We start from the raw sequence: 10,942 nt of genomic DNA on the forward strand, positions 1-10,942 counted from the left end.
AATTGACCAATTGCCTGTCAGCATGCTTGGACGGCTTATATATCAATTCTTCCCTTATAAACGAAATATTGTAATGGCTAATATTGATCGTGTTTATGGCGCTCAATTAAATACCCCACAAAAAAAGAGATTGGCTCAATCCTATTATTCTCATTTAATTAAATCACTTAAAGAAGCCATACAGATGCGTTTTATGTCAGAGGCCGACTTACGAAATCAAGTTGAAGTTCGTGGCCATGAACATATGTTGGGTGTCGTAGCACAACAAAAAGGGGTTTTGGTTCTTACTGGCCATTTCGGTAACTGGGAAGTTGCTCCAATTGGTGGCGTTTTAAATTTTAAAGAGTTTCAGGGACAATTTCATTTTATTCGCCGTACCTTATCTGTTAAATTTATTGAGCGAAGTTTATTTAAGCAATACTATCAAGTGGGCTTAAATGTTATTCCGAAAAAAAATTCTTTAGATAAAGTCTGTGCTGCTTTGGAACAAAATCATGCTGTGATTTTCGTTCTTGATCAGCATGCCTCTTTGGCAAATCGAGACGGTATTGCTGTCGAATTCTTTGGCATCAAAGCAGGGACTTACAGGAGCTTGGCGACTTTATCCCGGTATACTGGAGTTCCGGTAATACCTGCGGCAGGATATAGATTACCCAATGGAAAACATGTTCTAGAATTCCATGAACCCATTCCCTGGAGAGATTATGAAACTGCCCAAGAATCACTTTACTATAATACCCTTGCATACAACCAAGCTTTAGAACGTATTATTTTGGCGCATCCTGAACAATGGAACTGGATGCATAAACGCTGGAAACTTAAGAACTTATAACTCCTTTATTGCCTATGGTGTTCTGAAAGGATTCTATATGTTCTACTTCGAATGGTTCCTCCTCTTGTTCTGTAGTTTTTATTTTGTTAAAAAAACCTTCAGCCCAATGTAAGGCATTTTGGGCCAATACTCCTGCTTCGCATGTATATTCGGATATTACTTTAGTTGCGGTAGATACAAATCCGGATGTCTCTGGCTCTTTGGGTTTCGGTTCGAGTCTCATGATCAATTCGGGCAACAGATACTCTAATTCTTCAGACACATATTGCAAATGATCCGAATCTTCATTGACCTGTGCAAGAAATGCATCAATTTCATTTCTTGATTTTTCTTTAAACATCAATTCCAAAAGATGAAATTGATTGTTAATGAACGGAGTTTGATTGTCCTTCAACCATACATAAAGATCCTCATTCTCTTCTTTTTTATTTAAAGCCTCATGATATAAGTCATGGATTTTTTTTCTTGTCATGAATTCTTCTTTCGGCAAAGGGGATAAAGAATATATAGTCAAGGCTCTGATAATTTGCTCGAAGTGTTCTTGCGTTGTTGGAAGTTTTATTTCATTTAACAGCTCTGGAAGATTTTCTTCCTGCTCCTGAATTTCTGTGTAGATAATTGTACCATCCAGCATAGAATCTTTTTCATTCTTTAATGGAGTTATTGAATTTGGAACCACATACTCAGGAAGATTGGGTTTAAAAAATCCAGACCATCCATAAATCCAACATCTTTTAAACCATCGGATAATAGAAGAAAAAATTCCTTGCTCTTTTGATAAGTTTAATTCACATTGTGCTTCTGAAAGTGCTTTTTGAGCCATTTCAATAATTTCATAATGTGTTTCAGGATGTAAATTTTTTAATGCTAAAGTACACAACTTAATGACACGTTGATAATTTTCAATACCTCCTCTCAAGCCAAAAAAGCGTAGGGTTCTTTTCGCATCAAATAAAAATAATTGGTAACTGATTTGTTGATCAAAAAAAGCCGGATGATTTAAAAAAGCGGTGAATATTGCGTCTTTTATCAGATCATCTATCTCAGGTCGCCCTAGCATAAATCCAATGTGGTAAATTGCTTTAATTCGAGATGTGGCATGTTCGGGACGCTCATAGTATTCCAGGTAGTCATTAATTAATTGACCAATAGAGTTCGAATTTCCTTTATAATGAATTAAAAAATACTCGAAACAATTAATTGATTTATCGTGTTTGATTAATCCGTTTATAAAAGGATTTTCATCGGGATGTGCTGATTGCCTTAATTTCTTGCCTTCGGATACCGTGGGTTGTAAATAAATGTTTTGCAACATTCTTTGAATATTGATGCGATTATTGTGATAAAACAAAGAAACATTTCCATTAATAGCGTTATTTCGTAAAAAACGGTTGGTTAAATGAGAAGTTCTTTTAGAGAGTTCTCTGAATTCTAATTTATCATTTAGAAAAAAAAATAACTCTATGGCTTCTAACGAAAACGAGTGGTTTTTCTCAAATAATTTTTTGGATAATAGTTTGATAAAATTAGCGTGAGCTTTATTGTAATGGCCGTGCAAATAAAAACGCATTGATGCGATTAAATGAGGTTCCTGATTTGCATGCTCTATGAATTTAGTGGGGATATGATTAAATAATCCTAAATGCTCTATCATCGTCTTTATGATTAATTCTTTCTGGATAAAAGTTAATTTACTCAGCTCGTCGAGAACCTGATGTCCTGCAATATTCATTAAATGAGCCAAGATATAATGAGAATTAGGCATCGAAACGTAATGATTTATCCAATACGTCAGTACCTGGTGTCGTTCATATAGCGGATATCTTTCAAATAACGCTTCTATTTGGATTCTTGTTAGTTGATGGAAGTGGGGGACTGAGCAAAGAATACTGATTGCTGCCTCTGGTTCCAATCGACTAATTAAAGCAGTGGTAAGTGTCTTTGCATCAAGCTGATGGATTAAAAAATTAAGACGAGAAGGTATGTGATGGTCTTGATGGGTTAATCGTTTGAGTAATGACTCACCTTTTAAACAAGAAAAGAATTCCTTTTGGCTTAATACGTAAATGATTAACAGGGATTTTACTTTTTGATCTTTGACTATTTTGATGAATTCAAGAATATTTTGAAGTGTTAAATTTCCTTCCTCCAAGGTTTTTAAAAAAAAGGTTTGGTTTACTTTATCCTTATTGATTTCTGCTAAAAACTCCTGATTTCCCATAGCAGCTTTGAAAAGATCGAAACTTTGTATTTTGCTTCCTGTCATGGCACTCTCCTTTTTGCCAAGCACCAGTTTCCAAACTGACTTCTTGCTAGGTATAGCGACAATAGCTTCCTTGCTCACGGCAGCGTATTTTAGAAGTCCTTAATAAAATTTGGGCACCGTGCGAGTGTGAGGCGTTCTTTCAGGATAACTCTTTGTAAATAAAATTCAATACTTGTATTAACTTTGTATATACCGGAGATGGAAACCTATAAGGGGCTTCTTGCATTAAAATAGTTTACCTTCGTAAACGAAAGCGGCAGGACCTGTTAATATAATGGGCTCATTCGCTACTGGCCATTCAATAAGCAAATCACCTCCAGGCAGGGTAACCGTAATTTTTTTGTCCATTTGATGAAATATCCGTCCTACAGCAGCTGCTGCAACAGCCCCACTTCCACAGGCTTGTGTTTCACCACAACCTCGTTCATACACACGCAATCGGATGTGACGCGGATTGATAATTTGCATAAATCCAACATTCACTTGCTCTGGAAAGTCAGGATGCAGACTTATTTGGCGGCCAAGAGTAGCCACAGCAGCTCTTTCTATATTTTTGACCAAAATCACAGCATGTGGATTCCCGACGCTTAGCGCATGGAATTTGATTTGTGAATGCTCTATGTTTAGAGAGTACTCATCTTTTTGTTGTTCTGCTCTGAGGGGAATAGCCGATGGGGCTAATTGCGGTATTCCCATTGCGACACTAACCGTCGAGTCCGAATTAATGTGTAAACTCATTCGTGTGGTTGCAGTCGCCACGGTTAAATCTTTTTTGTCAGTTAAACCATAGTAATGAGCAAATAAAGCAAGGCAACGCGCCCCATTACCGCATTGACCTACTTCTTGTCCATCTGCATTAAATATCCGATAATTAAAATCAATCCCGTCCTGGTGACTCGCTTCAATAAGAAGACATTGATCAAAGCCAATTCCCGTGTGGCGTTGTGACCATAATGCAATTCGTTGCGGCGTCAAATCAATTTTTTGATGGACGCCATCGATCACTATAAAATCATTGCCTAATCCATGCATTTTGGTAAATTTAATGTTCTTCATATCAATTTTGGATCAAGTGAGAAGCTTCTGGTTTCTTTGTTTCTGGTAAATAAAGTGGACCCTTCTGTCCACAACTTAATAGAAATATAGCAAGGCAAACCAGAATAAAATAGTTAATATTCTTCATTTTTAAATTAGTTTAAAAAAATAGATTCTCACTATCCCATATTTAGATTAAAACTCAAGGGATATTTCTGCGCTTTCTTCGTCATCGTCTTTTTCAGCTTGAATAGTAAGATCAATATCCTTTTTATACCGGTTCAAATTGGATACCACATTGTGCCCCGCGGAACGCCAAAATAATAGTGACTTGGTACCTGAATAGCCTACACTGGAATAAATTTTTAGTGCAATCAATCCTGGAACAATACCGCTTAAAAGAACTCCTATGGCAATGAGTACATTCTGGCAGAAACGGTCAAATTCTTTATCTCGGTGAGTTGAGAGTTTCTCTGCTACCAAATCAAGACGATGATAAAATTCTCTTATCCGCTCTTTTGGATGCGGCATTTGTTTTTCATTGTTTAAAATATCATAAAGAGCAGATACCTTTTGAATTTTATCCTCTATTTTTTCATATTCTTTTTTTAATTCCTCTTTGAATTCCAATTCGTAATTTTCAGGTAATTGCGATTTAAGGTAGGCTAAATATTCTTGTGTCAGGGGAATAAGTTTTTTATGAATAAGCAATAAATACTCTGCTTCTTTAGGATTATTGAGGGCAGTTCGATATTCAAGTTTTTTAGCTTGTTCTTTCTCAAATGCTACTTTATTTTGAGCTTCTTTTTGACGCATGAGTTGCTGCATATTTTCCAAATGCGAGGACAATTGTTGTTTGTCCTGCTCCAAATCAGCTTTGGCTTTCTTAACTCTATCCACCACACCATAATGATTGATTGCATGCCGCTCTACCATTTCCCTAAATGTGCCGCTTTCTGCTTGTTCAGGTAAAGCATGAGGTCTGTCTCTATAAAATTTTTGTGCCGCACTGTCGATTAATGCTTCAGCTCGTATGCGAAGTGACAACTCATGTTTGTTGAATACGGCTTCCCCATCTGCAAATACTCGATTTAAAGCGGCAATATCCTGAATGAAAATCATAATTTGAAAATAGAGTTTTTCAAATTCATCCAATGAACTGCTATAAATCTCCTCAAATCGCTCTGTGAGTTGTTCAATTAAATCGTTTTGCCCTTTATCTTGAGGAAGTTTTTCGGCAAGTTGGTTGCAGATATATTCTATCTTGATTCGCACAGGGTGATTGGCCAATTGAGCAAAGTCAGGGCTTTCAAAGATTTCTCTAATTTCCGGATGAATTGCAGAACCTGTATACTCCTCATCTTTATTGATTTGCGTCAGTAAATTATTAAAAAAGAATTTTAAATTGTCATCTGTAGTCGCTTGCAAATGGTTTAATTCTTCTTCTAAATTGGATTTTTGCTGTTCTACAGTCTGTGTGATACCTCTTAAGCTCAAGGCGATGAGCTTTTCAACAAATATTTTTATTGTGGGATTATCCGTTTCTAATAATAAATTAAATTCATTGAATATTTGAATGATGGCTTCAAAAAGATGGAGCTTTTCCGCTTTTTTCTTCTCAGAACTCAATTCATCATTAAGGTATTGTTGACTCACCCGTTGAATTAATGCACCAAAGGAATCTAATACATCTTGACGGACGGACTCACTGTCCAGTATGGCTAATGAAATTGAATGATCCGAAATCGAATCGCTAGGATTGGATATTTTTCTAATGTTTCTAGATAAAACTTCTTTGGCTGTATTCACCAAGGTAACAATGTCATTACTTTGATGGGAATCTACTTGCAGTATTTTAAAGAAATACTCTTTCATCAATGCACTGTGCTCCTCATTCACATATCCCGAATTTTTAGGGAACACTTCGGTTAACAATCCATATTTGTGATCCGTGCGCAGTATTTTCCTTTGAGGAGATACGCCCATGAAAGTATAAGAAGTTGCATTAAATGCTTCATAGGCTTTTCTATTTTTATAGATTTTGTCATAGAGTTTGCGAAATATGGTTGCAAAATCAAATTTTGACACAACGCTTGGCTCATGATCTTCATCTAAAGAGAAAAGATATTTTCGGCCTAATGCACTATATTCATGAAAAATTTCCTGTGCTTCTTTAAAAGCAACACCATGAATATCTAAAAATCTCAATATTTTAAATAGTATCAATTTTTGCACATGGGTTGCTTTTGTATCGCTGGGAGAAACGACCATGTTTTGTTGGGATGCATTGGTTCCAGCAGAGCCTGTACCATGATGTCCAGGAACAGTATTTCGCACTACGATTTGATCAGGCGTTGTTGCCTCTGGATAGATTGGGGTAAAACCCCAATCCGATCGTTCATTTTCGTAATAGACAAATTCTGCATGTTTTACAATCGGGGGAAGTGTAAAGAATCTGTCGTCATACCAAGTGACAGGCCAACAATCTCCAGGGACCGGATCAATGATAAAAAGGTTCATTGAAGCCTCTGGTATATTGGCTTTTAAGGTTTTAAACCATTGTTCCTGGATCCCTTTGTCTTTAGGCAGTTGAGATAGAAGAGAGTACATGATGTCGGGAGTATTATAAGTTTTACTTTTCTTTCTCTCTAAGTGTTGCGCACATAAGAATTTTGTGAGGTCATCGAAGTTCTCGAAAGAAGCGATATTCTCTTTTAGTGCATTAATCTCATGCGCAATCAGAATGGACTCAACTCCGCCTCTGCTGTGCGCAATTTCATTGAGTTCTGTTTGCCCGCGAACCAGGGCATTTAAAGCAATCCCCAGCCCAATACCTATCTTTTCGCCAACATTGCTCCCTTCAGTTTTTGGTCCATTAACTACAGCAACTTCGGGAGAGAGGTAAGGAGCAAGTTGTTTGTGATCTATAATTGGATTTTCTGATGTTTGAATCAATGTAGAAACAATACTCAGCGTTTCACCCTTAGGGTAATATTCTGGGACTTTCCCTCCAAGTTTTATGGGTACTTTTTTCCTTTTTTTTAAATTTGGCGTGAAAACAGTATCTGTTCCCAACATGGCCAGGGTAAATGACTTTTTATTTACTTTCTCATACATTTTTTGCTTCTTATTAATTCATACTAGCGCACTATAATACATATTGAATAACAATAAAATACTTGAAGTTACTTTGTTGATCTACTGCATAACATTGTGACTAAAAATTATATAAATAGAGTTTATAGAGACTTTAAATATCCAGAGCGTTTAACTTGCACTGCTTCAATGCATTAGCGATAATTTCTCTTTTTTGTTGGCGGGGGATTTGTTTTGAAGGTATTTATAAATGATTCTGAGTCTCAAACACAAGCCTGTGTTATTTGGATGCATGGTTTAGGGGCCGATGCCTCTGATATGATGGGATTAGTGGACCAGTTGACAGTTACAGAAGTTGCGATCCGCCATGTCTTTATTAATGCTCCCCAACGTCCCGTGACCTTAAATGGTGGAATGGTCATGCCGGCTTGGTATGACATTATGGGAATGAAATTAATTGATAGAGAAGATAAAGAAGGGATTGAGAAGTCAGAATTGTTGATTCGTAAAGTGATGGATGAACAATTAAATGACGGTTTGGCCTTTGAACAAATATTTTTAGCTGGGTTTTCACAAGGAGGAGCTATGGCATTACATACGGCTCTTAACACCACTGCTCGCTTGGGAGGAGTTGTGGCGTTGTCTTCCTATTTGCCTTTAGCGGCACACACCAGACCTAAACTGGATAAAAAGACGCCCTTTTTTATAGGTGCAGGTCAATTCGATTCCCTGGTGTTGCCTCAATGGACCGAATCCAGCAAAGAATGGTTGTTGAATAAAGGATATGAACATATTTCATATTCTAAATACCCTATGGAACATTCTATTTGTTTTGAGGAAATTAAAGATTTAAGTCTTTGGCTTAGGCATACAATTCGGGGAGAAGCATCATGCCCATAGTGAAAAAATCACGTACGGTGAATTATACCTGTGAACAAATGTTTTCGTTAGTCAATGAAGTAGAAAGATATGCAGAGTTTCTACCTTATTGCGCAGAAAGCTCTGTGCACCATCGTGATGAAGATGAGGTTCAGGCCACGTTAGTGATTGGTGCTGCGGGTATGAGTAAATCATTTACCACCCGTAATCGACTTCAAATTAATAAAATGATTGAAATTCGACTTGTTGATGGCCCATTCAGTCATTTAGAAGGATTTTGGCGCTTCGATGAAGTGGAGGAAGGATGCAGAATTTCTTTTGATCTTGAGTTCGAGTTTGCTGGCCGTATGTTTTCCATGCTCCTTGGTCCAGTGTTTGAACAAGTGACCGATAAAATGGTTGATTCTTTTTGTGAGCGGGCTAAGGCTATCTATGGTTAAAGTGGAACTGGTTTATGTCACTTTGAATAAAAATACACTACATAAAACTTTAAAACTGCAACAAGGCGCTACTGTTTCTGACGCAATTCATGCATCAGAGATATATCATACTCATCCTGAAACACGAGATATGCCAGTGGGGATTTATTCGAAACAAGTATCCTTGGATCAAGTGCTTCAGGAAGGAGATAGAATTGAAATATACAGGCCTTTAATTTTGGATCCAAAAGAGAAACGTCGCCAGAAGGCTACTCGTTCTCGATAGGGGTTTGTGCCTGCATGTTGCATTACCAGAATTGTATTTTGAGGAGAGTTCATTGTTGAACCTCCCGATCTACTGTTTCACGCAGGCTACATAAATTTATCACAAAACTAAAATGTGGGATTTTTTATTCCTGGTTCGTGTCGGGTTCGAGCGTTGCGACTCCGGGCTTTAGTTTGCCTCTTTCTATATGAGTCAGTGTATTGTTATGGAAAAATAAGCTGACAGTAGACATGGTGATATAACCACGGCCTCTGCGCCAAGTATAGGCATAATCCCAGCGGTTGTTGTTAAATGTAGGGCTAAGTAAGCTATTTCCTAATAATATGGCCACATCTTCCTTGCTCATCCCGATTTTTAATCGATCAACCGTTGATTTAGGTAATAAATTCCCTTGCTGTGCTACGCGTCGAGACAAATCAAAGGACGAACATTGAGTGAGGGTTAAAGTAAACACAATTCCAAATAGAAAAATTATTATTCTCATTTTTTTGCCTATCGTGAAAAATTTCGCCATAATAACACGTCATTTACTGAAAGACACCTTCAAGAGAAGACAAGATCGTTATTGGGGAAGGAATAGATGGAAGAAAGTAAACAGCTAAAGAATGCTGGATTGAAAATTACATTACCTCGGTTGAAGGTATTGCAAATTTTGGAACAATCCCCTAATCATCATTTAAGTGCAGAGGGTGTTTATAAAGCTTTATTGGAAACAGGGGAAGATGTTGGGCTTGCCACAGTGTATCGTGTGTTAACCCAATTTGAAACGGCAGGTTTAGTGACGCGTCATAATTTTGAAGGCGGGCACTCTGTGTTTGAATTAAGCCAAGGCCCTCATCATGATCACCTTGTTTGTATCAAGTGTGGCTGTGTCGAAGAGTTTGTAGACGAAATTATCGAACAAAGACAAAAAACAATTGCTGAGAAAGCTAATTTTCAGATGACAGATCATGCTTTAAATATTTATGGAATATGCCCACGGTGTCATCAAAATTAATCCCTCTCGTAACTTTTTTTTAAGTATCAAAGTTATAGCCTCTTTAATAACTCCTTGAACTGCAATTTTTTTTTAACAGAGCATAGGATGACACTATGAAAATGGATCGTAGAATGAAAAAACAATAAAAAAGACGTATTCTTTAAATTTGAATCTTTGCTTGTATGGTTTCATTTAATTTCTTGTTTCAGTATTTCTAATAAATGTTTTTAAATGCTATTCTTTAAGTAAGTAGCTGTCTGCTTAGGGAATTTTCTGGACAAGCTCTGACTTACTCCTTAACTAAACTCAGGGAATTCTAATGAAACTGTTATTTTTAGGAGTTGGTAGTGGTATCGGGTTAGATTTCGAAAAGTTTCAATCCAATATGCTGCTCAAAACGGATACTGGCAAAAAATTATTGATTGATTGCGGAACAGACATTCGCTTTTCATTGACAAAAGCTCACTACCGACCCAAAGATATTGATGCAGTTTTTATCAGCCATTTACATGCCGATCATATAGGTGGTATTGAATGGTTTGCCTTTCAGCGTAAATTTGCTTGTGTGCATGATGTACCTAAGTTAATTATTCATGAACATTTAGTTGCTCCCTTGTGGGATAGTAGCTTGAGTGGTGGATTAAAAACCCTTCAAGAGAAAGAGGCGAGTTTGACAGATTATTTTGAGGTTCATGAGGTTAAGGACAATAAGTCTTTCGATTGGGAAGGATTAACGCTGCATCTCATTCAAACCATTCATATTTATTCGAATCAAAAGCTTATGCCCAGTTATGGGTTAATGATTCTTTCTAAAGGGAAGTCTTTCTTCATAACTACTGATACGCGTTTTACACCCAATGAATTTCAACAATATTATCAGAATGCCACTCTAATTTTTCATGATTGTGAAACATTGGAAAACCCTAGTGGCGTTCATGCTCATTTCAATGAGTTGAAAACCTTGGATCCAGCAATAAAGGCTAAGATGTGGTTATACCATTATAATGACGGGAATTTACCGGATGCACAGGCGAATGGTTTTGCTGGGTTTGTGCGCTGTGGCCAAGAATTTGATCTGAGTTAATTAGACAAACTCTCTTTTCCTACTTTTTCTAATAGAGACGCATCATTAAGTTGGGAATTAAATAAA

11 protein-coding genes are annotated in these 10,942 nt (G+C 37.0%); 6 read left to right on the forward strand and 5 right to left on the reverse strand.

The features are described 5' to 3' along the window. Nucleotides 1-22: 22 nt before the first annotated feature. On the forward strand, nucleotides 23-832 hold the full coding sequence (locus BU07_RS0102390; RefSeq protein WP_423202582.1) for a lysophospholipid acyltransferase family protein: 810 nt from the start codon (nucleotides 23-25) through the stop codon (nucleotides 830-832). Here BU07_RS0102390 and BU07_RS0102395 read toward each other — a convergent pair. From BU07_RS0102395 to BU07_RS0102405, 4 genes are all read right to left on the reverse strand, one after another. Then, nucleotides 819-3,098, reverse strand: a complete 2,280-nt coding sequence (locus BU07_RS0102395) for a hypothetical protein (protein WP_031563350.1) — start codon at nucleotides 3,096-3,098, stop codon at nucleotides 819-821. The genes BU07_RS0102390 and BU07_RS0102395 overlap by 14 nt on opposite strands. A 225-nt stretch (nucleotides 3,099-3,323) precedes the next feature. Beyond that, entirely contained in the window at nucleotides 3,324-4,154 is an 831-nt protein-coding gene (dapF, locus tag BU07_RS0102400; protein WP_031563352.1) for a diaminopimelate epimerase, read from the reverse strand. 1 nt (nucleotide 4,155) lies between these two features. After that, nucleotides 4,156-4,281, reverse strand: a complete 126-nt coding sequence (gene lptM, locus BU07_RS17845) for an LPS translocon maturation chaperone LptM (protein WP_084157780.1) — start codon at nucleotides 4,279-4,281, stop codon at nucleotides 4,156-4,158. Nucleotides 4,282-4,328: 47 nt separating this feature from the next. Continuing rightward, nucleotides 4,329-7,250 (reverse strand): hypothetical protein, encoded by a 2,922-nt coding sequence (locus BU07_RS0102405; RefSeq protein ID WP_031563354.1) that lies wholly within the window; start codon nucleotides 7,248-7,250, stop codon nucleotides 4,329-4,331. Nucleotides 7,251-7,463: 213 nt separating this feature from the next. Here BU07_RS0102405 and BU07_RS0102410 point away from each other — a divergent pair, with 213 nt between their 5' ends. Genes BU07_RS0102410 through BU07_RS0102420 form a run of 3 tightly spaced genes read left to right on the forward strand, consistent with a single transcriptional unit; the run spans nucleotide 7,464 to nucleotide 8,813 of the window. After that, nucleotides 7,464-8,129 (forward strand): alpha/beta hydrolase, encoded by a 666-nt coding sequence (locus tag BU07_RS0102410; protein WP_031563358.1) that lies wholly within the window; start codon nucleotides 7,464-7,466, stop codon nucleotides 8,127-8,129. Beyond that, nucleotides 8,120-8,548, forward strand: a complete 429-nt coding sequence (locus BU07_RS0102415; protein ID WP_031563359.1) for a type II toxin-antitoxin system RatA family toxin — start codon at nucleotides 8,120-8,122, stop codon at nucleotides 8,546-8,548. Before BU07_RS0102410 ends, BU07_RS0102415 begins: the two co-directional genes overlap by 10 nt. Beyond that, complete coding sequence (locus BU07_RS0102420; protein ID WP_031563360.1) at nucleotides 8,541-8,813, forward strand: RnfH family protein; 273 nt, start codon at nucleotides 8,541-8,543, stop codon at nucleotides 8,811-8,813. The genes BU07_RS0102415 and BU07_RS0102420 overlap by 8 nt, the downstream gene beginning before the upstream one ends. 124 nt (nucleotides 8,814-8,937) lie before the next feature. Here the strand turns inward: BU07_RS0102420 and BU07_RS0102425 are convergent, their stop codons facing one another. Next, nucleotides 8,938-9,327: an outer membrane protein assembly factor BamE gene (locus BU07_RS0102425; protein WP_031563361.1), complete on the reverse strand. Its 390-nt coding sequence runs from the start codon at nucleotides 9,325-9,327 to the stop codon at nucleotides 8,938-8,940. 66 nt (nucleotides 9,328-9,393) lie between these two features. Between BU07_RS0102425 and fur the strand changes: the two genes are divergently transcribed. Both fur and BU07_RS0102435 read left to right on the forward strand, forming a co-directional pair. Further along, the gene (gene fur / locus BU07_RS0102430) at nucleotides 9,394-9,810 is read left to right on the forward strand and encodes a ferric iron uptake transcriptional regulator (RefSeq protein WP_031563362.1); all 417 of its coding nucleotides are present in this window, start codon (nucleotides 9,394-9,396) and stop codon (nucleotides 9,808-9,810) included. Between the two features lie 301 nt (nucleotides 9,811-10,111). Further along, on the forward strand, nucleotides 10,112-10,876 hold the full coding sequence (locus BU07_RS0102435; RefSeq protein ID WP_031563363.1) for an MBL fold metallo-hydrolase: 765 nt from the start codon (nucleotides 10,112-10,114) through the stop codon (nucleotides 10,874-10,876). Nucleotides 10,877-10,942: the final 66 nt, after the last annotated feature.

It is taken from the genome of Legionella wadsworthii DSM 21896 = ATCC 33877 (assembly GCF_000701265.1).
In the GTDB taxonomy this organism is placed as follows: domain Bacteria; phylum Pseudomonadota; class Gammaproteobacteria; order Legionellales; family Legionellaceae; genus Legionella; species Legionella wadsworthii.

What these genes read in the sequence shown, in the direction of transcription:
- fur (WP_031563362.1), top strand. Translation starts at nt 9,394, where the DNA reads ATGGAAGAAAGTAAACAGCTAAAGAATGCTGGATTGAAAATTACATTA.
- BU07_RS0102395 (WP_031563350.1), bottom strand. Translation starts at nt 3,098, where the DNA reads ATGACAGGAAGCAAAATACAAAGTTTCGATCTTTTCAAAGCTGCTATG.
- BU07_RS0102415 (WP_031563359.1), top strand. Translation starts at nt 8,120, where the DNA reads ATGCCCATAGTGAAAAAATCACGTACGGTGAATTATACCTGTGAACAA.
- BU07_RS0102390 (WP_423202582.1), top strand. Translation starts at nt 23, where the DNA reads ATGCTTGGACGGCTTATATATCAATTCTTCCCTTATAAACGAAATATT.
- BU07_RS0102405 (WP_031563354.1), bottom strand. Translation starts at nt 7,250, where the DNA reads ATGTATGAGAAAGTAAATAAAAAGTCATTTACCCTGGCCATGTTGGGA.
- BU07_RS0102420 (WP_031563360.1), top strand. Translation starts at nt 8,541, where the DNA reads ATGGTTAAAGTGGAACTGGTTTATGTCACTTTGAATAAAAATACACTA.
- lptM (WP_084157780.1), bottom strand. Translation starts at nt 4,281, where the DNA reads ATGAAGAATATTAACTATTTTATTCTGGTTTGCCTTGCTATATTTCTA.
- dapF (WP_031563352.1), bottom strand. Translation starts at nt 4,154, where the DNA reads ATGAAGAACATTAAATTTACCAAAATGCATGGATTAGGCAATGATTTT.
- BU07_RS0102435 (WP_031563363.1), top strand. Translation starts at nt 10,112, where the DNA reads ATGAAACTGTTATTTTTAGGAGTTGGTAGTGGTATCGGGTTAGATTTC.
- BU07_RS0102425 (WP_031563361.1), bottom strand. Translation starts at nt 9,327, where the DNA reads ATGGCGAAATTTTTCACGATAGGCAAAAAAATGAGAATAATAATTTTT.